This window comes from Methanosarcina sp. WH1, assembly GCF_000970005.1.
In the GTDB taxonomy this organism is placed as follows: Archaea; Halobacteriota; Methanosarcinia; order Methanosarcinales; family Methanosarcinaceae; genus Methanosarcina.
Map to the genome: position 1 here is coordinate 2,475,065 of NZ_CP009504.1, position 19,869 is coordinate 2,494,933.

The 19,869-nt window shown below is 41.4% G+C and carries 19 protein-coding genes; 4 read left to right on the forward strand and 15 right to left on the reverse strand.

The annotated features are described in order from the left end of the window. The first annotated feature begins 639 nt into the window (after positions 1-639). Entirely contained in the window at positions 640-1,536 is an 897-nt protein-coding gene (locus tag MSWH1_RS10830; protein ID WP_048128440.1) for a hypothetical protein, read from the forward strand. Positions 1,537-1,674: 138 nt separating this feature from the next. Then, entirely contained in the window at positions 1,675-1,824 is a 150-nt protein-coding gene (locus MSWH1_RS18330; RefSeq protein WP_255350520.1) for an RRXRR domain-containing protein, read from the forward strand. A 36-nt stretch (positions 1,825-1,860) separates the two neighbouring features. On the opposite strand, the gene MSWH1_RS10835 is transcribed toward MSWH1_RS18330, so the two are convergent. From MSWH1_RS10835 to MSWH1_RS10885, 11 genes are all read right to left on the reverse strand, one after another. Next, positions 1,861-3,042: a hypothetical protein gene (locus MSWH1_RS10835; RefSeq protein ID WP_048128442.1), complete on the reverse strand. Its 1,182-nt coding sequence runs from the start codon at positions 3,040-3,042 to the stop codon at positions 1,861-1,863. 402 nt (positions 3,043-3,444) lie between these two features. Beyond that, complete coding sequence (locus MSWH1_RS10840) at positions 3,445-4,806, reverse strand: PFL family protein (protein WP_048128445.1); 1,362 nt, start codon at positions 4,804-4,806, stop codon at positions 3,445-3,447. 26 nt (positions 4,807-4,832) lie between these two features. Beyond that, a complete protein-coding gene (locus tag MSWH1_RS10845) occupies positions 4,833-5,111 on the reverse strand; it encodes an ACT domain-containing protein (protein ID WP_048128447.1) in 279 nt (92 codons plus the stop codon). Positions 5,112-5,402: 291 nt separating this feature from the next. Beyond that, the gene (locus MSWH1_RS10850; RefSeq protein ID WP_048128449.1) at positions 5,403-5,912 is read right to left on the reverse strand and encodes a shikimate kinase; all 510 of its coding nucleotides are present in this window, start codon (positions 5,910-5,912) and stop codon (positions 5,403-5,405) included. 224 nt (positions 5,913-6,136) lie between these two features. Further along, positions 6,137-6,553 carry a hypothetical protein gene (locus tag MSWH1_RS10855; protein WP_231585489.1) on the reverse strand — a complete coding sequence of 139 codons (417 nt, stop codon included), beginning with the start codon at positions 6,551-6,553 and terminating at the stop codon, positions 6,137-6,139. 642 nt (positions 6,554-7,195) lie between these two features. Then, complete coding sequence (locus MSWH1_RS10860) at positions 7,196-7,729, reverse strand: tRNA (cytidine(56)-2'-O)-methyltransferase (protein ID WP_048128451.1); 534 nt, start codon at positions 7,727-7,729, stop codon at positions 7,196-7,198. An 82-nt stretch (positions 7,730-7,811) separates the two neighbouring features. Continuing rightward, a complete protein-coding gene (locus MSWH1_RS10865) occupies positions 7,812-9,332 on the reverse strand; it encodes an AMP phosphorylase (RefSeq protein WP_048128454.1) in 1,521 nt (506 codons plus the stop codon). A gap of 332 nt (positions 9,333-9,664) precedes the next feature. Beyond that, positions 9,665-10,540 (reverse strand): DMT family transporter, encoded by an 876-nt coding sequence (locus MSWH1_RS10870; protein WP_048128456.1) that lies wholly within the window; start codon positions 10,538-10,540, stop codon positions 9,665-9,667. 304 nt (positions 10,541-10,844) lie between these two features. After that, on the reverse strand, positions 10,845-12,152 hold the full coding sequence (locus MSWH1_RS10875; protein WP_048130427.1) for an IS4 family transposase: 1,308 nt from the start codon (positions 12,150-12,152) through the stop codon (positions 10,845-10,847). 90 nt (positions 12,153-12,242) lie between these two features. Further along, on the reverse strand, positions 12,243-12,452 hold the full coding sequence (locus tag MSWH1_RS10880) for a hypothetical protein (protein ID WP_048128458.1): 210 nt from the start codon (positions 12,450-12,452) through the stop codon (positions 12,243-12,245). 424 nt (positions 12,453-12,876) lie between these two features. Continuing rightward, entirely contained in the window at positions 12,877-13,077 is a 201-nt protein-coding gene (locus MSWH1_RS10885; RefSeq protein ID WP_048128460.1) for a hypothetical protein, read from the reverse strand. A gap of 126 nt (positions 13,078-13,203) precedes the next feature. Here MSWH1_RS10885 and MSWH1_RS10890 point away from each other — a divergent pair, with 126 nt between their 5' ends. Further along, positions 13,204-13,425: a hypothetical protein gene (locus MSWH1_RS10890; protein WP_048128462.1), complete on the forward strand. Its 222-nt coding sequence runs from the start codon at positions 13,204-13,206 to the stop codon at positions 13,423-13,425. Positions 13,426-13,515: 90 nt separating this feature from the next. Here the strand turns inward: MSWH1_RS10890 and MSWH1_RS10895 are convergent, their stop codons facing one another. The 4 genes from MSWH1_RS10895 to MSWH1_RS10910 all read right to left on the reverse strand — a co-directional run bounded on the left by MSWH1_RS10895 (position 13,516) and on the right by MSWH1_RS10910 (position 17,775). Beyond that, entirely contained in the window at positions 13,516-13,833 is a 318-nt protein-coding gene (locus MSWH1_RS10895) for a hypothetical protein (protein ID WP_052723165.1), read from the reverse strand. A 536-nt stretch (positions 13,834-14,369) separates the two neighbouring features. Beyond that, the gene (locus MSWH1_RS10900; RefSeq protein WP_197073965.1) at positions 14,370-14,591 is read right to left on the reverse strand and encodes a hypothetical protein; all 222 of its coding nucleotides are present in this window, start codon (positions 14,589-14,591) and stop codon (positions 14,370-14,372) included. Between the two features lie 788 nt (positions 14,592-15,379). Then, entirely contained in the window at positions 15,380-16,549 is a 1,170-nt protein-coding gene (locus tag MSWH1_RS10905) for an ABC transporter permease (protein WP_048128466.1), read from the reverse strand. Between the two features lie 74 nt (positions 16,550-16,623). After that, positions 16,624-17,775, reverse strand: a complete 1,152-nt coding sequence (locus MSWH1_RS10910; protein ID WP_048128468.1) for a hypothetical protein — start codon at positions 17,773-17,775, stop codon at positions 16,624-16,626. Positions 17,776-18,316: 541 nt separating this feature from the next. Here MSWH1_RS10910 and MSWH1_RS10915 point away from each other — a divergent pair. Further along, positions 18,317-19,774 (forward strand): cobyric acid synthase, encoded by a 1,458-nt coding sequence (locus MSWH1_RS10915; RefSeq protein ID WP_048130428.1) that lies wholly within the window; start codon positions 18,317-18,319, stop codon positions 19,772-19,774. Positions 19,775-19,869: the final 95 nt, after the last annotated feature.

A 19,869-nucleotide genomic window follows, 5' to 3' on the forward strand; every position in this document is an offset into this window, starting at 1 on the left:
TTATTATTGCAATTAAGTATGATTGCCGTATTTAGACTTACTAAATATATTAAGTTACTGTTGAAAATATCTAGTTCTTCCGAAATCCCAGGATCTATGGAAACAAGGCTGGGGAAAGAGTTTATTCCAGGCAATATTTAAAGTATATTTAATTCGATTTTAATCGTACTCTTACTCGTTTTTTGCCATCTTTTGTTTTTTCTTTCGCTTCATTTTCTGTTACCACGGAGCTAAAGACTCAGGGGTTTTACTCTTTGTGTTATAAATGCTGTAGAAGATTGCATCAATATACTTGAAAATTCATCTTATCCTGAAAATATTTGAACTAGGGAAAACATAATTATAAAGCAAATAATTATAAAGCAAATCCGGAGAATAAACAAAAGATGAGGGGATTAATGGGATAAAGGATTTTTTAAAAGGATAGTCTTTAAAGCTGTTCTTGCAATTCTCGTTTTTCTGACACTTTATTATATATGCCATTTTTATGGCGGAGCTATAGGTAAAAAACAAATCAAATGGAAAGACCAAAAGGAATAACAAATTAAATCAGTAACAAGCGTCTTAGAAATTTACAAAAAGAAAAACATGAGCATTTATACTAATAAAAAGCATAACTGATAAAGGAGCTTCAAAGCTATGCTTTCAAAAGAAAACAACCGAGAAATGCATAAAGGGCTGGCTTCCGTAGATGAGGAGTTTGATGAAGGAGTCAGCCAGGCTCTTACCTCTCTGACAGTGATAGGTAAAGGTTATCTTAGCGAAAGAAAGGAACTGGAAGCAGAGAAGACGGTATCTTCCATAAAAGAAATAGGAAAGGCTGCTGCCCTTCAGGGAATGGAAAATGCAGCAGTCAATGCTATAAGATCCCTGGAGAAGATGCTCCAGTGCTCAATGAAGCAGAACATGGAAAGCACAACTGTCAGGGTCCTGCTTTCTTTCGGAACTATTGGAAAAATTGCCACCGAACAGCAACTTGAGACGGTAGCCAAACTTGCAGCATCCATTCTTGGAAAAAGCGGAAATACGGCAGCTCTTCTTAACAGGGAAAGAGAAACCCTTGCAGTTACAATCGGGCTTGGGGAAATTGGAAAAGCAGTCGCCAGGATGAAACTCCCTGATTATTCAGAAAATGCCGCTATATGTATCACCTGCCTTGGAGAAAACGGAAAACTGGCTGCTCAGAAAACCCTTGAAAAAGCTGCAATAGGAGCAGAACTTATGTTAGAAGAAATGGCTGCATTAGCCATGGAAGAAAACCTTCAGAGCGCAGCAGGAATTATCACAGCTTCTATTGAGGAGATAGGAAAAAGCGCTGCGGAAGAAGAAATGGAAAATGCTGTTTTCCAGGCTGCATCCGCCCTTCAGACAATAATGAGCAGTGCAGGGAACAGATACCTGAATGATGCCTCTATTGCGGCAAAGGTTGCGCTTGAATCTTTTAACGAATTTGATATAATAAACGATAAAGACCACATCAAAAAAATAGAAGAAATCAGGGAAATGATGAGAGAATTGTGGGTAAATACAAAATAAAGGAAGGATGGGAAAAACACTTTAGACTTAAACGTCAACTATCCCTGAGCTAAAACTCAGGGGTTTGTCTAACAAGCTCTGGTTGACCAAAGCCCTGGTTGACCAGATCACCGATTAAGAGCTTGGGAAATTTTCGTAATCAATCAAAACAAAAAACCACTAATGCCCTGTAAACCTTCAAAAGCCAGAAAGCTACTGCAAGCAGACAAGGCAAAAGTGATCCGAAATACGCCATTCACAATTAAGTTACTTTTCGGAAGCAAAAGAGGAAATATTCCTGCAAAATAGATCTACAGGTGAGTTTACAGGTCTGAATCTACAGGCTTATTCCTCTTCAACTTGCAATGTTTTCTGGGGAGGGAATATAACCCAATCAGAGACCATATACTCGTAAAATGCACTTCCATGCTCAATATTTCCTTTATACCTAATTGTTGCTTCATCGGGCTGGAAGGACATGAAATCAACAAATCCTACAGGTTGCTCCTGGGAAGACCTATCAAGCTGGACAACATTTTCAGCATTTATGAAGATATTCAGGTCAGGAGCCGAGATTTGAAGGCTGGCTGGTCTGTCCACGGTTTCTCCATTCACATTTGGATGCTGCCAGTCGCCCTGGGTGATACTCACTTCATCCCCAGAGTATTCTGCAATTACCTTCCCTGTATGCTTGTTTATCAAAGTCAGATGTTTATACGTATAATCATCATAACCATCATCAGGTCCTCTAACCCCATAGAACACGGTCTGGTAACTATTTGTTGTAAGTTCTGACCAGCTCCACCCATGCATTTCCCATTCCCACACAAGCTTGTCAGTGGTATAAGGAATCATGTGGTCAAAGTACCCATCAGCCTGTGTAACCGTATATCTCTTACCGTCAAGAACCACACTACCCTTAAGTTTTCCATAAGCGTATTCATATGTGGTAAAATTGACCGGATCTGCGGCACTATCGATTGTTTTTTCGGCATGAGGCTTGAAAAACAGGTTCAACTGCATGTTGTCGTAAGCATAATTCAGTCGGTACCCTTTAAGGGCTGAACCGTAAAATTTCCTTAAACCTTCCGGATAAGTAAAGTCAAGGTAAGGAACATGGAATCCAACGTAATTTTCAATTTCACCCCTTGGCACAAAACACGTTGTATAATTGGTAGAAGTATCCTCCCCATATGGATAAAGCCCATAGAAAGTTACCATATTAGAAAACTGTTCCCCGGTGTTTGGATCATTAAAAAGTGTTGGGGACTCCTGATGAACCATCGTGACAAAAAATGCAAGGTTCCTCTTTTCCCCGCCCTTCCCAACAAGCCGCATGTCTCCGTTCTGGTACCACCATTCCGACATGAAGCTGGAATTGAAGTCGGTATCATAGTGCCCGCCTTCCGTGTAGTCTATGACTGCTTCATTTCCTGAAGTTTTACTGTTCGGCTCTGCTCCTGATATGCCTATAAGGCACACTAAAAGAAGCGGCAAAATCATTATTCTCAAGTATTTTTGGTCCAAATGACTCTCTCCTCTGTTAATAACTCATATTCTTGAAAGCCTCCTTTGAAACGTCCCAACGACTTCCAAAAAAAGAGGATACTAAAAATAACATCGGAAACTGAACAGTATAAATGTTAAAAAAAGTTTCTATATGGAATGATTTTTTTATAATAGTGTACTTTTGAAGGTATTACAAAAAAGGTTTAAAGAAAAAGAACTTCGAAAAGAACAAAATACCTGAATAACTAAAACCAAAAAAGAGAGAGCCATGCCCGTCTTTTAACCACCCGATCCATTTTGTAACAATCCAGGAGGAAAAACAATTCAATAGCCACTTTTTTAAAGGATTAACGGACAACTTTCAGAACGCCCATTTATACCAATTAAAGGCTATTGGCTATGTTTTCCAAGGATAACACATCAGTTTGTCAGCGACTGGATTGGAGCCGGAATTCTTCCTCCTCGCTTTACGAAAGTCTCCGAACTGAAATTGCTTACCGGTATAATAGGTGCACTTCCAAGCAGCCCGCCGAATTCCACGGAATCTCCCACTCTTTTACCGGGTGCGGGAATGATCCTGACTGCAGTTGTCTTTTTATTTATTACCCCAATTGCCATCTCGTCAGCAATGATTGCGGAAAGGGTAGAAGCAGAGGTATCTCCTGGAACTGCTATCATGTCAAGCCCGACAGAACAGACACTAGTCATGGCTTCGAGTTTTTCGAGAGTAAGAGCTCCGACTTTAACTGCTTCGATCATGCCCGCATCCTCACTAACCGGAATGAAAGCCCCGCTAAGGCCCCCTACTGAAGAAGAAGCCATTGCTCCACCTTTTTTTACAGCATCATTAAGAAGCGCAAGAGCTGCAGTCGTCCCATGGGCTCCACAGCGTTCAAGCCCCATGGCTTCCAGAATCGCGGCAACACTGTCCCCGATTTCCGGAGTTGGGGCAAGTGAAAGGTCTAGAATCCCGAATTCCACACCAAGCCTTTTCGAGACTTCTCTTCCTACCATCTCCCCCATGCGTGTGATTTTAAAAGCTGTCTTTTTGATCGTTTCGGAAATTTCCGTAAGGTTCGGGTTTTCAAGTTCGCGAACAGCTGCGTTAACCACTCCCGGACCGCTTACACCCACATTGATAACACACTCTGGCTCACCGATTCCGTGAAAAGCTCCTGCCATAAAGGGATTATCTTCAGGGGCATTTGCAAAAACCACCAGTTTGGCACAACCAATCCCCTCCCTGTCAGCGGTCAGTTCCGCAGTCTTTTTGATTATTGTCCCCATCAGGCCGACTGCATCCATGTTAATACCTGCTTTTGTGGTCGCAACGTTTACGGACGAGCAGACCTTTTCAGTAGATGCAAGGGCTTCAGGAATAGAATTTATCAGTTTGAGATCTCCCCGGGTTTCCCCTTTATGGACAAGGGCACTGAACCCTCCGATAAAGTCCACACCTGAGTCCTTTGCAGCTTCATCCATTGTCTTTGCAACGGAAACGAAGTCCTGAGACTTGCAGCTTTCAGCTACTATAGCTATGGGAGTTACGGAAATCCGCCTGTTGATAATAGGAATCCCATAAAGGCTCTGGATTTCATTCGTTATCCTGACAAGCTCCCTTGCCCGGGAAGTTATTTTTTCATAGATATTCTCGTTGAGAACCTCAAGATCAGGGTGGCTACAGTCCCTGAGACTGATCCCCATGGTGACGGTCCTTATGTCCAGGTGTTCCATCCTGACCATCTGAATTGTTTCCAGTATTTCGTTCGGGTTTATAAGCATGAAAAATCCTCCTGCTTCCTCACAGCTCAGATCCTGTGCATGAAACGGAAAGCATCTTCATGCTGCACCTTGATCTCAACTCCAAGACTCTTTCCTTCGGTATCCATAGCCTGCTGGAAAGCCGAAAGGTCAAAATTTTCCTTCGGGGCTTCTGCAAGCATGATCATGGTAAAGATGCCCTGCATAATAGTCTGGCTGATATCGACAATATTTACATTGTAACTGGCCATCACCGTGGTGACCCTGGCAACAATCCCTACCCTGTCGCTGCCAATAACCGTGATAATGAAACGACTTGATGTCATGAAATATCTCCTGTTGATCCTGTTTTTTTCTGCAGATTAATACACGAAAGCTGTAAACAAGGAAATTTTGTTCAAATTGAATACCTGATAGATAATAAAGTAAACTGCTCCAGTCCCGAAATAAATCCTCTGATACTGAAGGATATGTTTTGATCTTGCTATAACTAAAAATCTTGAAAGGATAATATAAAGGAAAAAAATTTTGGAAATAAAACAATATGAAAACGATTCTGGAAATAAAACAATATGTAAGTCGGTTAACCTGTTATCTATGAAGAGCCATTCCTCAAATCAGGTCTCCTTCTCAAGACAGAGCTGGATAATTTTATCAACAAGCCCCTGAATATTTTCTCTTCCTTTAAGTTTTATTGAAAAGTCAGCATATTTATGATACAGAACCAACCGCTCTTCAAAAAGTTTTTTAAGGCTTCTGTCTCTGAGCCCTACTATACCCCTCTTTCTTGCGTTCGGAATCCTTTTTACGATACTTCTGAAAGGAGTGTCCAGAAAGACTACATTAGATATTTTTTTTAAGTACTCCATGGCATTTTCGGAATAAACCACGCTTCCACCGGGAGAGATAATGCAGTTGTCCACCTGTCCAAGCCCCAGAATAGCTTCTTCTTCAAACCTGATAAAAGCGCAATCACCCTGTTTATCAATCAGAGTCTGAAGGGGCATTCCCGTCCTCTGCGTGATCATGCTATCGACATCAATAAAAGTATAATTCAGGCGTCTTGCAAGTGCCTTTCCTATAGTGCTTTTCCCCGCTCCTGCCATGCCAATTAATGTTATGTTCATTGCCCACACCTCCTACCTTCAAAAATCAAGGACAACATGCCGAAAATTCCCAGGACGAGAGGTCGGCAGTCTGTAGATATAGGACAAAATATAATCTTCTGCTATATAAAATGTGCAACGTGAGTATTTTAAAAAAAGAGGCAAAATTATGAGATACGTCTTGAATATTCCAGTCTAATCAGAAACTTCCCGGACAACTTTTATGATTATAGAACTTTGAGAGACTATTTTCTGATATGCTGCTCTTTTCTGTTTACTGGCTGAGAGCTCAAGCTGCAAATACATTTTTCAACCTCTTTAGAGGAGTGCATGAAAGCAGACATATACTCCAGAAAGACTACCCTGTTGCCAGCGATATAATGTCTGAAAAGGCTTCGGGTCGTCAGCTTATCCACCTGTTCGAGGGATACAATTGCAAGGTACATGAGAAGCCGGATAAAAAATACAAGATGAAGCACAAGCATTTTGACCCAGGGACTGTCCGAACTGATAGCCAGCCCGCAGACCCAATTGCAAAGCTTGAGGGAATAAGAGAGTAGCCTGATATTATAAAAGTGCAAAAATAAAGCCAGGACTATAAAGAGAAGCACGGATCCCGTTAACATATCTATTTTTTGCACTATTAAGTCCATATGGTTCATTAACCTTTACTTCTCACTATTATTTGAATTTAATCTTTTTTAAGGTCCGGCTTTCAATTCATATCAACCGGAAATTTGCTGAAAGCAGCTTGAAACTTATAATTTCCCATTTATAATTTCCCATTTAAAGTTCATTCCAGGGAAGGTTTATCAGAAAAAAAATGAAGAAAACCGGAAGGGATGCCCGACAAATAAAGTGTCCGACCAGAAAAGTTTGTCTGCCTGCACCCCTGTAACCGGACCTTGCCTCAATTTTCCGGAACCGCAATTAAATCATACCTGTCAGCCCCATCTGGCGGGAACGAAGACGGAAAAATCCGGATACTACCATTAGCAGGAGGAATAGTCTGCATATAGACAGTTATCCTATGTAGAACTTATATTTAACACTTATCTAAAAATTCGTAATAATAGACGAGATTGTGCCTAATTAAAAACTTAAAATCTCAGGGATCTATCTGTATTCGAAAAAATGTAAAAATGAAAATTTGTAGCATGGATAAATTATAGGAAGAAGCGTAAAACCCATGAAATCTTAATTTAATGGGACATAATCGTCAACTTCCTCAACATTATTTTTAATATGTGTTGCTTTCATAGCATGGCTTACTTTCATAGCATGGCTTACTTTCATAGCATGGCTTAATCCCTGATGTTTTCTATAACGTGTTTGCCTCTTTCTGCGGGAATAATTGTCAGTTCGGCATCTGAAAACTCTTTTTCAAGCGGCTCACCCTCGGCGATCCTATCCATTGTGATTGCAACTGCCGCAACTTCTGAATGGGGCTGGCTGCCCACAGCTACGTTCCAGTCGGCGAGCTGGTAAATTTCGGGGGGGACTTTTTCTGCACCTACAACGATCATGAGCTTTTCGCACTTTTTGAGTTCGTCAGTAACATCTGGCAGGTTGATCCCGTACATGGAAAGGTGGCAGACTTTTCCACCTTCTTCTTTCCAGTTTCTGATTTCCTGCTTGAAACTAACGTTATTTTTAATGTAAAAATGCCCACCCCAGCGCCTGACCACATCTTCAAGAGTCTGCACAATCCCCGGGTCATCAGAAGCAAGAAGCATGCCTTCAGCTCCCAGCATCCTGGCAGTTAAACCAACATGGGTGGTAATTCTCTTATCCCTCTCAGGGCGATGCCCCAGGCGCAGTAATACAATTCTCTTCATGCTCGGCTAAAACCCTGACAAGGTATTAAAGGGTTTCACTGAAGTTTTTATGAAACAGGGAAAAAAGGAAAAAATATGGGTATCACTGTAACCCATAAATTCCGGGGATTCTCTTCAGAAGCATGCCTTCAACTATTATCGGATTTGTTCTCTGGGCTGTTGTCAATGCAATATCGAGCTTGAACTCTTTTTCAGCATAAATAGTAAGAATCGAATCTCCTTTTTTAACCTGCTCTCCCATTTTTTTATGGATAGCGACCCCGGCTCCCTTGTCGCTTGGAGCCCCTGCAAGCCTGGCAATCTCAATTATCCACTTGTTGTCGAACTCGATAACATATCCATCCGTAGAAGCAAAAATGTCAGCTGTGTACTGCCCTACCTGTACATCATCGGATTTAATATTCGGATCTCCGCCCTGGGCTTCAATGATCTGTCTCATCTTTTCAAGAGCTTTTCCACTCCTGAGCGTTTCCATTGCAACTTCTTTTCCATGATCCCTTGGAGCCGCCCCTCCCATCTCAAGCAGAATACCAGCAAGGGCAGCGCTCTTTTCAATTAAGCTGTTTGGACCTTCCATGCTTTCCAGAACTTTCAGGGCTTCCCTTACTTCCAGCGACGGACCAACTTTTCTTCCAATAGGAGAAGAACCGTAGGTAATGGCACATTCAACGTTCATTCCGAGCCTGTGCCCGAGATTAATAAGGTCTCTTGCCAGTTTCTGTCCTTCCTGAACAGTGGGAACCTTTGTACTTGGCCCGACAGGGATATCCATTACCACATTGTCAGCCCCTATAGCTCCCTTTTTTGCCATGATTGAGGCAAGCATCTGGCAGTAAGGATCAATGGATAGAGGGTACTCAACCCTGATGAGCTTGTCATCCGCGGGTGCAATATTGGTGGCTCCACCCCAGACAAGAGCGCCTCCCACCCTCTCAGTTATCTCCTTAACTTCCTGAGAGCTGAACTCAACGGGGCAGAGCACTTCCATAAGGTCTGCAGTGCCTCCCGCACCTGTGATTGCCCTGGAACTTGTCTTAGGGATCATCAGTCCGTTTGCAGCGACGATAGGGACAACGAGGAGAGAAATCTTGTTTCCGGGCACCCCTCCTATCGAGTGCTTGTCCATAATAGGATGGGTATCAAATTCAATCTTGTCTCCACTGTCGATCATAGCCCTTGTAAGCCATTCGACTTCGTCATCAGTCATCCCGTGGATATAAGAAGATGTTATAAAAGCCGAAAGTTCGACATCACTGAGGTTTTCCTCCACGATATCATTTACAAGCAATTTAATCTCGTCCTGAATAACAGGTTTCTTGTCCATCATCTTCTTTATTACATTCGCCGATTTTGAGCGGAGTGCCGGGACAACTTCAACCGGCTTATCCCAGTCCAGGAAGTGCTCGTGAACTTCAGAAAAAACTCCAAGAGTACCCGGAGGAACCATATTGTCAGTTGTGTCCACAATAACAGAAAGGCTTTGATGTCCACGGATGCGGACCCTATCTCCCGGATTAATTCCCAGCTCCTTCGCATCGGCAATATTAAATAACGCTTTATGCTGCCCTATTTTTATGTCAAAATGTTCCAGCTTCAACTGCATTGAATAAACACCATCCTTTTCTTTCTCAATATAATTATGATTTTGTCATTGTAATTTATTTCGCCTGAATTAGACCCTCGGCTGGCTTTCAAACCCGGAAGCCAACAGAAAGTCTGAAAAAATATGGAGATTAAGAGTAGATACAGTAGATCTCAGGTCAGATATCAGACCATGTAAGATTTCAGGTAAGATATCAGACCATATAAGATCTCAGACCATCAATACTAAACTGAGCTAACATATTAACCTTCATATTATTTTAAATAGTTCCGTAAAACCTTTTGGTAGCAGAAGAGAACCTCGGGAAGAAAGACTGCAGGAAGAAAAAAGGTTCATTTTCGTTCCTGTATCAGTACAACTGCCACAAGTACAAGCAGAACCCCTGCTAGCTGCCAGCCTGATAGCATTTCCCTGAAAAAGAAAAAACCTACAAAGGTACCCACAACCGGCTCTACTGTTGCTACTATGGATGCCCTGCCTGATTCGACTTCCTCAAGCCCTTTTGTGTAAAGCAGGTAGGCAAGTACAGTGGGAAAAAAGCCCAGTCCTGCAAGGTAGATCCAGAAACTGCCCGTAGAAAAAGCTCCTGCCGAATTTTTAAAGTTGCTAAGAGGCAGGAGAGCAAGACTTGCGAAAATGAAAGTATAAGCTGCAATTGTCATTGTATGGTACTTTTTAAGGGCAGCTTTTCCGAATATGCTGTAAAGGGCATATCCGAAACCTGCCCCTAACCCTGTGAGAAGCCCTGGCCGGGAAATGGGAAGAGAATCCCCGAGCCCCGGAAGATAACCGGTCACAAAAGCGCATCCCACAAGGGTTAGCCCCAGAGAAAAAAGTTTTTTTGCTGCAAGGCTTTCCCTGAAAAAAACTCTGGAAAGGACTGCAACAAATGCAGGGGCTGTGTAGAGTAGAGTAACGGCAATTGCAATTGAAGTTTCCCTGATTGTGGAAAAATAGCAGAGATTAAAGAAAGCAAGGCTGAAGATGCCCGTCCCCACAAAATAAAGAGAATCTTGAACCCTTATTTTCAGCAGTTCCGGCCTGGTAAGAAGAAGGTAAATCAGCATGATAACAGCAGCTGAAAAAACCCTCAGAGTTACAACCTGAAGAGGGGAAAATCCGAAACCATAAAAACCTCTAACAAAAATCCCTATCGTACCCCACAGGACCGCCCCTGCAGCAATCAGTAAATATGCCCGTTTTTGCATTCCACAACCTTCTTTTTCCAGATATTCAGTTTAGTATACCTTAACCCTGGTTTACTATTTCTAACCCTGTAATTTATTAATCCAGAACCTTCAGTCATCGTCCTTTAACGACAACACACTACAGAACTGCACCCATACCAGGGCACAATTTGGGTGGTTCAACGAGAGTCAGAAAAAAGTACGGATATAAAAAATAAGAGGGTAAAAGGGGTATATTGGTAAAAAATAGGTACACATTGGAGTTCATTGGTCATCGGTTAAGAACTTACTTCCATCTACCAATAGTGTTTTTCATTTCACCTTTTCATAAAAAGAATTCTTCTCTGAACCTTTCTCTGTTTACATGCGGGTCCAATGCTTGACTTTCATATACACTCATTATTGTTTCAAAAGTTCTTTGAATTCCACATCTATTCAGAATTACTGTCAACAAATCTGATGCATTCTCTGCAAATATTGTGCTCCAACGTAACTGCGTATATTGAGCCATTTTTTCAGGATGAGCTGTCGAGTTTCTTACGAGAGAATAAATTCTTCTGCTAACGATTAGTGTCAACATTGCTGTCCATATTAAAGCCTCAATTACCTGCACATTCTTTGTTTCAAGAATTTCAAGAGCGTATTTGCTTTTCAACTCCTTAAACAGCAGTTCTATGTCCCATCTTGCTCCATATAATTTTGCAATGTCTTTTGCATTCAAAACATCTTTCTGAATATTTGTGATATATATGTGATGCTTTTCATCCTCATCATTATATACCGCAACAAGACGTACAAGCATCTCATCCCGCTTTTGTTTGCCTTTATACGCTCTTCTTTTGAATGCTATTTTTACAACTGCATCAATATCTTTTCCAGAGAGTTGTTTAATACACTCACTAACAGGTTTTTCCGCGAACTCTTTGCTTTTTGTCTTAGAAAGTCCTTCTTCAACAGAAACAAGAATAGGATCCATATTCTTCCTTATTCTTGAGACAAAATATCCTCCGTTTTCCTCAACTCTTGCAAACATTTGAGTTTTGTAAAATCCAAGATCAACAAGAAGAATACGGTCTTTGATCCATGGGCCGATTTTCAATGTTTTGATCTCAGCTGTTTTTTCAGAGTACAGAGCAACTGTTTTAGGCCCATTAGCAACTGCACTTACCATAACTCCCACTTTTACCCCAGCTGATACTGTTCTTGCTCTTGCTGCTGGAAACTTGTCTGCTAAAGATGAGTGAAGACGAACAATTGTGCTGTCTTGAATGAGAACATCCTGAAAGTTTTCGAGTTTTTTGCTAAGTTTTCTACCAGGTTCTTTTGCAAGCTCTTCTATGCCGTGAATAACACACTGATGAAGAAACTCAACAAGTTCTGGAGTGAATCTATAGTACCAGCTGCTGTCGCTTAATGTCTTATTTGATTCTTTTTCATATCCTCTTTTCAAACTGGCAAGTGTACGCTGCAAGCGTACACCAAAACCAAGAGTTAAAACCCAAAAGATGATGACAGGGTCAATTTTACGCTCACGTACTATGAGGTCAGTTTCTTTGGCAGTTTGCCTTAACCACTCTTCGGGAAACATTTCCCGAAGAGAGTCTTCAAGAGTAGGTGGGGGACGAGGAGACATAGATGCACTAATATTTAGATTATTATTATAAAAACACATACGAGAGTGATTCCCTAACGCTTAACCGATGACGTATGCATTGGAGTTTAGTTATTTGTACTTAGATATGGAAACCAGACCCCTTGCAATAGCTATTGCAATTATGCATATCAATGACGAAGTTAAGAGAACCATAAAAAGATTCAGTTCATTAGCAAATTTGATCATAAAATGGAAGAGAACAGCACTTAACGCTAATCCAACAAGCAGCAAGATTACTGCCGGTCCTCCCAAAATCTTTTCGGTGTCCTTCTTGCTCATACAGACAGTCCCTCCTGAGATTATTCACCAGCAAATTATAGTTCTGAATTATTGTTTCAAATTATTATTTTCAAGTTATCCACTTTAAGGACTCTTTAGTTATCCACTTTAAGGACTCTTTAGTTATCCACTTTAAGGACTCTTTAGTTATCCACTTTAAGGACCTTTTAATACTTCTAAAAACCTGAGTATGACGAAATTAAGCAGTAATTACATTTTCTACCGGAAAGAAGTGATTTTACTTCATTACAGTAACCAGAGATAAGAATTCATTAGTAAAGGGGAACTCTATAACTTTATGTATGCCTATTCTTAAGATTTTATAAAAAATCCGGATTGTTGAAATATATGCTTCAGGTATATACAACCTTCTAAGTTATAAATAAATTTATAGTTTTTGATTTTGAAAACCAGGGAATGTATTTTAGAAAACCTGTTTTATGGATGCTGGTACTGAATTACTCTTCAGGCGTTTTCTGTGCATAACACATGCTGTCAGCAAGAGGGCTGCAAATACTATCGAACCCTTAAAACCGGGAGCTCTTTCTTCCTCCGGGGTTTCAACAGGCATGTTTTCTTCCATAAGCGGGTAATTTATGGTAACTTTCCACTCGATTTCATCCATTATAATTGGTTCGGGAACTTCGGACGTGACTATTTCCCGGCCATTTTTTCCACAGTAACCGAAAAAGTATATTCGGCCCTTCGGGGAAGTACAAAACGCACATGTCCTCTAAGCCGGCTTGAACCTTTGAAGCAGGATATCGGCCGGCTGGTCCGCAAAGGTTTCCACCTTTATGGTAACAAAATTGCCTCCCGAATCAAGAAGCTGGCCTTCCTTGAAAAGCTGGACCTCAACCTCTTAATCCCCTGGGTCTGCGACCCCCAGAGAAACGCTATTTTAGGCCAGGGAATGGGTTTTGATATAACCCATGTCGATATTTTTTCCGCCACAATCAGCCGGGTTTCCTGATCAATAATCTTGACTTTAACGGAAAGCATCGAACTGTCAGTGTTCTGGTCATTCTTAACAGAAAATTACACAGTGACGTTTTCGCCTTTCTCAGTTTCCCGGATAGAAAAAAGAAGGAACTATAACCCTGAAACTAACAGAAGCCCGCTTACCTGCAGGAATATTCACCTGTGAGCTTGACCCGACAATCGTAAAAAGATCAAATGAACTTACAGACACCGCATCAATCGCCTGGACGCTGTTGTTGTTGAATATGGACACGGAAACATCCTGCTCATTAAACTCCTTGATAATCAGGGGTTCTGTGCTTACATCCAGATCTTCAGAATCAACCGGAGACTTCGTTGATTCGCAGCCAGATACAAAGATTACTGAAACGAGTAATATCAAAACCAGAAACTTCTTCATATAAGTACCTCCTCAAATTTCAAATCTGGATATTGTCCCGCGGAATCGAGCAAAATGTAAAGGTCAATCCTGAAGGGGTCGAAACTAAATGGATACGAAACTGAGCAAAAAAATCCAGTATTTATTGAGTTAAATAGCGATGCGTAGATTTGACTCCTCAGACCCTTTAACCCGAAGATGGAAAATAAGCCTGAACATACCCAGAAACCGGAGCTTTAGTTTTTAATAGATATTCACTATCCAAAAAAAGTTACAGATTAATATATAACCATTACTGTCGATAGTCAGATATAAAAATAAATAGTTATTATAAAAGACATGAAAAGAGAAAATAATAAAGAACAAATAATAAAGAACAAATAATAAAGAACAAATAATAAATATGATAGAAAAAAATCGGCATGAATATAAAAAAAGGGATTAAGTATGCATTAACAAGACTGTTTTTACTCAAGTTTTTACGACAGGTCGGCTATAGCATTCGTGGCAAGAGAGAATATAGCCTGAGGGAATTAGCCGGTTAGAAAATTAAGTTTTTAAAGAAACTCAAGGCACAGACATACGTAATACTCTCTTGCAATCTTTTTAAGCCAATCCGGAACTACGCAGTACCTGTCAACAACAAGCTCATTCAGATAGTAGAGGGACTCTTCAGTTTTGAATTCACTGAGTTTCTTTACAACCGTCCTTCTTTTCCACGCAGAATTCTCTTCGTCAAGAGCTTCAAGATAAAGCTGGTATTCTTTGCTGTCGTCCATTAAAGAAAAATTATCTACCAAAGAATATAAATATTTGTATCTGGTGTAAAAAACAGTGATATCCAGAATAATTTCGAGAGACTTTCAGAGATTGCAATTGAATATTTCAATTGACAGGACAATTTTAGGAATTTCGATTAAGTATTCGGACAATAAACGTTAAGAACTTCTGATATATCTAAAAAATTAAAGATCATTTTGAAAAAAAAGTTAGGATAATCAAAAAAAGTTAGGATAATCAAAAAGAGGTCAGGGCAATCAAAATATAAATCCCTATAAAAAAAAATGTTTCAGGCTTAAGAGGATAAAAAAATATGAAAGTAGAATTCCCACGCAATGATCAGTTGATGAGAATTCCTGCACAAAGTATTTTTTGTTCGCTTTTGTTCGCTATGCTTGCGAAATAAGTAATAATTCTTCAAAAAAGATATATAATTACCGGCATTGAAATTTCAATCCATGCTACATATTAGCTCACATTGAAATGTTTAATGCCAGCAATAATTATAAGAGCATTACTAATTTTTTTAAGAGCAGTACTAATTTTATTACTTTTACAAATTAATTTGGATGAAACAATAAAAAGAGGAGAAACCTGGAAGTTACTATTTTAACAGAGGTCTTTCCATTTGTAGAATATACTTATTCAACATAGCTATGTGCTGATTTATACATATCTGTATCATTATATCTGTACCATTATTTGTATTAAGTTTTACATTTTTTTAAGTGTTGCTTCCTGCAGGTTATATTCTCATTTAAGGGTGTGAATCAAATCTCCAGAAATTTCACCTTGTGCTTATTGCTTTTACAGGGTCCAGCTTCGCCGCCTGTTGCGCAGGATATATTCCAGTAATCAGGTTCAACAGAAAAACTGCAGCAACAATTAACACGATGTCCTGAGCGCGGACAACAATCGGGATAAAGGTAATACCACTGTAGACATCTGAAGAAGCTGCCGGGATTTCATATCCGCCTATTGCCAGGGCTATAAGGACTCCAATAGAAGTACCGACAAGGGCTCCCAGCAGTCCGAAAATCCCGCTCTGGAGAATGAAGATCTTCTGGATGCTTGAGACCGAGGCACCCATAGCTCGAAGCATGCCTATCTGGCCTGTTGCACCGATAACCGAAAGGTTCAGGGTACTGACCACGCCAAAAGAGGCTATGACAATAATAAGGCCATATACAACATTGTTTGAAGTGCTTTCAATAGCAATGGTACGGAGGATTGCAGGATTGGTCTCTGTCCAGCCCTTTGCCTTATAACCGGTTTCCTCGATCTCGGTTGCAACTTCCCGATCCGTATTGAAATCCCTGAGCCGGACTGAAATACCATTAACCACATCCGAGACGTCGTAAAAATCCTGAGCAGTATCCAGAGAAGTGTAGGTCAGGGACTCATCCAGAGGCGAACCCGTATGAAAGATTCCCACAATTCGGAGCGAAAGAGGATTTGCATTCGGAAAAGACACGTCTATAGAATCGCCCAGATTAACTTCAAGTTTGTCTGCCAGCCTTGAGCCGATAACCACCGTATTTCTTGAAAACTCGAGTTCACGGAAACCGCCTTCGATAATATCTTCTTCAATAGAGTTGATTTCATTTTCCTGTAAAGGAATCACACCTTTAAGCTCGGCATTGAGGGAATTGTCCTTGAACCTGAAAGAAGCCTGCCCCGTCAGGAAAGGGGAAACTGCAGCAACTCCTTCGATTGAACTGATCTCTTCCATGAGAGTCCCGTAGAGATAGATGTGATCCTCACCTTCCTGTGGAGAGACCGAAACGTGAGGGAGCTTGTTAACGGTAGTATTGTAAAGCTCCCCTGTAAAACCCACCATGAGAGCCTGGGAAACCGTGAGTAACATCACAGCAAGGGCTATTGCGCCTACCGACAGGAGAGTCTGAAATTTTCTTGCCCGGATCTGCCTGAGGGCAATAAAGAGTTCATAACGCATGATATTCACGGCTTTTTTGAACTTCAGTCTAATTTTTTCCTGATTTGTACCAGTTCTTTTACGCAGGAAGGGTTTTAATGCAGCTTTTTGAAAAGGGTGAAAACCATTGCAAGTCCTGTGACTCCGAAAGCAACCGAAAAGCCCGGGATGCCGTTTCCGCCGTTTTCACCTGAGGTTTCGTTCCCTGTGCCAGGGCTTAATTCACTCGCATTCGATGGGGAAAGATCAGACTCAATAATGGTTTCCCTGCGTTCGATAACATCTCCGTTGTTGCCAAAAAGTTCGATCTCAAGCCTGTAGACTCCTTCTGTGAGCCTTTCTTTCCAGGCAACCTCAACCGTCTCATCGTCATCATTCAGCAGTACGGGAACCCTTTCCCGGATGGACTCAACAAACACAGAACTGCCACGCTCCGAAGTCTCCTGCAGTTCATATACGGAAAAAACCAGGCTTCCTTCAAAAGGCACCTGGGAACGCCCTAAAACAGTTGCACTTGCTCCGGTTTCATCTTGGTAGATGTCAGTAATCTCTGCATCGTCTACAGAAGTGAAATTCTCTGTTGAAGCGATAAACCCCCTGTTGGGGGAATAGACCTGAACCTTCACTCTCCCTGTGTACTCTTTATTGTTTTCGAGAAGAGTCCCCCAAGACGCAGAAAAAGCTTCTGGAACGCTGGTTAGAGATGCCTTTTCGATTTTTGTACTGTAAAGGACATTATGTCCGTCTACAAGCATATACTCTAGATCAAAAAGTGAAGCCTGAGTGGGGGAAAGCACAACAGTGATTCCTTCGGAGTTGGGGACGAGATCATCGACCTGAAGTTTGGAAGCGGAGTTGCTGCCGTAAACAAAACCATATTCCGATTCAGAAAGTAACTTCCCCTGTTTAAGAAGCCTTGCCTTCAAAGTGTAAGCCCCGCGTTCGGCATTCCTGATATTCCAGAAGCCAACTTTCGTGACCCTCGTATTCGCAGGAAAACTGCCAGTTGAGAATGCCTGTGCAACAATAACCTCTTCATTTCCCCTATCCGGCCTGACCAGAAATACCTCAAGGGTCAGGTTCTCTTCCGGCTGGTTTGAGTAAAGGGTTACATCAAAGGACTCGAGGTCACTGTAGAGTTCGGTTATGCGGGCTGAACCTGTTCCGTCGACCTGAGAAGTGTCTGCCGCAGAGGCCGGAATGACTGAGATCAGAAATGAGATAAGTAAGAAGAGAACGGTTTTCATAGTCTTTTTTCCCAGAATCTATAACAAAAAGATTGTTCGGATCATATTTAAAAGAAATGCAGCCGGACAAACAGGTTATTTTTACCCCTTGCCGAAGGAGAAACAGAGAAAAAAAACCAGGAGCTAGAAAAAACGATATTGAGATACATGTAAAAACGGAACAAAGGAAAAGTAAGGAGAAAATATTGACATGAAAGGAACAGGGAACAGGATAAAAAATGTAAGAAAAAATGAACAGGAGTGAAAATTCCATCTTCGAATATTTCAGGATAACCAACCGATTAATAAGAGATCACCGGAGGTTGAGAAGATAAAAAAATTTGAGAAATCAATAATTTATTGAATGAAATAAACAAAACCTGCAGTGAATCCGAAAGTATTTATTCTTTAGTTGAAGTATAAGATGACAATTATTAAATCAAAGCAAGTTTACTTGATTTATCGCTCTGGGAACAAAAATCTCACTGTCAGTTTTACTGAAATTTTTAGTTTTACCTGAATTATATAAAAAATACGTGTTCGAGCAGAAGGTATGGTAAAAATGGAGAAGAAAAGCCTCTTAATCCTGGGAACCGCCTCTCATGTTGGGAAAAGTTCAGTTGTGACTGCCATATGCAGGATCCTGTCTAGAAGCTACAGGGTTGCCCCCTTCAAGGCCCAGAACATGAGCCTGAATTCCTGGATCACAAAAGACGGAAAAGAGATAGGGATTGCACAGGCAATCCAGGCGAAAGCCGCATGCACCGAACCCACTGCAGACATGAATCCTGTCCTCCTGAAGCCAAAGGGGGATCGTGTTTCCCAGGTAATCCTGCTGGGTGAACCCTATGCTGACAAGAGTGCAGGCGAGTATTACGATTCCATTGAAGAGATGCATAAAGTCCTTAAAGGAGCTCTAGAAAGGCTCTGGAAAGAACACGACGTTATTGTTATGGAAGGAGCCGGAGGGGCTGCAGAGATCAACCTCTATGAAAGGGATATCGTAAATATAGGTACTGCCAGGCTCACTCAGGCTCCCATAATTCTTGTCGGAGATATAGAAAGGGGAGGCGTGTTTGCAAGCCTTTACGGCACAGTTGCCCTTCTGCCCGAGGATGTAAAGAAGAATGTCAAAGGGTTTATAATCAATAAATTCAGGGGCGACCCTGAAATCCTGAAGCCTGGACTTAAGCAGCTTGAGGAAAAAACCGGAATCCCTGTGCTCGGAGTCCTTCCCCATTTCAAGCTCCGCATCCCCTCGGAAGATTCAGTATCACTCGGAGATAAAGAAGATTCAAAGACCGAGAAAGAAATTGAAATCGCTGTAATCCGCCTTCCCAGAATCTCAAATTTTACGGACTTTGAACCCCTGGAGGGACTCGTAAAAGTCCGTTACGTAGACATTGACGAAGAACTCGGAAACCCTGATGCAATCATGATCCCTGGCACGAAGAACACGATCAATGACCTTCTCGACCTCAGGGCAAGCGGGATGGAAAAAAAAATCCAGGCTTTCAAAGGAAAAATCCCGATCTTCGGGATCTGTGGCGGTTACCAGATGCTTGGCAGGACTATCTTTGACTCAGGAGTGGAAAATGGAGTCGAAGCTGAGTTTGAAGGTATGGGGCTTCTGAATATAGGAACCAGATTCGGGGAGTATAAAAAGAGGACAATCCAGGTAACAAAGAAAGTTAACGGCTATGGTCCTATCCTGAAATCCATAGATGGGGAAGAAATAAAAGGTTATGAGATTCACATGGGAGTTACGGATTCAAACCGTACTGTTTTCGGAAACGATGGAGCCATTGATGAAGAAGGCCTGGTGATCGGTACATATCTTCACGGGCTCTTTGACAATGGGAATATCAGAAATGCCCTTGTTCAGTACCTCTTCAAGAAAAAGGGGCTGGAATACAGGCCTGAAGAAATCGTAAGCGAAAACGACGCCTATGAGGAACTCGCAAGGGTATTTGAGCAAAACATTGACATGGAAAAGCTCTACGAAATTGCAGGGATCTGAAAATACCCGGGCCCACAAAGAGAAATTGAGTACTGAAAACACTCTCGACAGGTGCTGCTTTCCTGCAGTACCTGAACCTGTTATTACCTGTTACT

Excerpts from the sequence above, each read along its gene's own strand:
- MSWH1_RS10845 (WP_048128447.1), bottom strand. The coding sequence starts at position 5,111 with ATGACATCAAGTCGTTTCATTATCACGGTTATTGGCAGCGACAGGGTA.
- MSWH1_RS10855 (WP_231585489.1), bottom strand. The coding sequence starts at position 6,553 with ATGAACCATATGGACTTAATAGTGCAAAAAATAGATATGTTAACGGGA.
- MSWH1_RS10875 (WP_048130427.1), bottom strand. The coding sequence starts at position 12,152 with ATGTCTCCTCGTCCCCCACCTACTCTTGAAGACTCTCTTCGGGAAATG.
- MSWH1_RS10895 (WP_052723165.1), bottom strand. The coding sequence starts at position 13,833 with ATGAAGAAGTTTCTGGTTTTGATATTACTCGTTTCAGTAATCTTTGTA.
- MSWH1_RS10900 (WP_197073965.1), bottom strand. The coding sequence starts at position 14,591 with ATGGACGACAGCAAAGAATACCAGCTTTATCTTGAAGCTCTTGACGAA.
- MSWH1_RS10910 (WP_048128468.1), bottom strand. The coding sequence starts at position 17,775 with ATGAAAACCGTTCTCTTCTTACTTATCTCATTTCTGATCTCAGTCATT.
- MSWH1_RS10915 (WP_048130428.1), top strand. The coding sequence starts at position 18,317 with ATGGAGAAGAAAAGCCTCTTAATCCTGGGAACCGCCTCTCATGTTGGG.
- MSWH1_RS10850 (WP_048128449.1), bottom strand. The coding sequence starts at position 5,912 with ATGAACATAACATTAATTGGCATGGCAGGAGCGGGGAAAAGCACTATA.
- MSWH1_RS10880 (WP_048128458.1), bottom strand. The coding sequence starts at position 12,452 with ATGAGCAAGAAGGACACCGAAAAGATTTTGGGAGGACCGGCAGTAATC.
- MSWH1_RS10870 (WP_048128456.1), bottom strand. The coding sequence starts at position 10,540 with ATGCAAAAACGGGCATATTTACTGATTGCTGCAGGGGCGGTCCTGTGG.
- MSWH1_RS10830 (WP_048128440.1), top strand. The coding sequence starts at position 640 with ATGCTTTCAAAAGAAAACAACCGAGAAATGCATAAAGGGCTGGCTTCC.
- MSWH1_RS10860 (WP_048128451.1), bottom strand. The coding sequence starts at position 7,729 with ATGAAGAGAATTGTATTACTGCGCCTGGGGCATCGCCCTGAGAGGGAT.
- MSWH1_RS10840 (WP_048128445.1), bottom strand. The coding sequence starts at position 4,806 with ATGCTTATAAACCCGAACGAAATACTGGAAACAATTCAGATGGTCAGG.
- MSWH1_RS10905 (WP_048128466.1), bottom strand. The coding sequence starts at position 16,549 with ATGCGTTATGAACTCTTTATTGCCCTCAGGCAGATCCGGGCAAGAAAA.
- MSWH1_RS10885 (WP_048128460.1), bottom strand. The coding sequence starts at position 13,077 with ATGGATGAAATCGAGTGGAAAGTTACCATAAATTACCCGCTTATGGAA.
- MSWH1_RS10865 (WP_048128454.1), bottom strand. The coding sequence starts at position 9,332 with ATGCAGTTGAAGCTGGAACATTTTGACATAAAAATAGGGCAGCATAAA.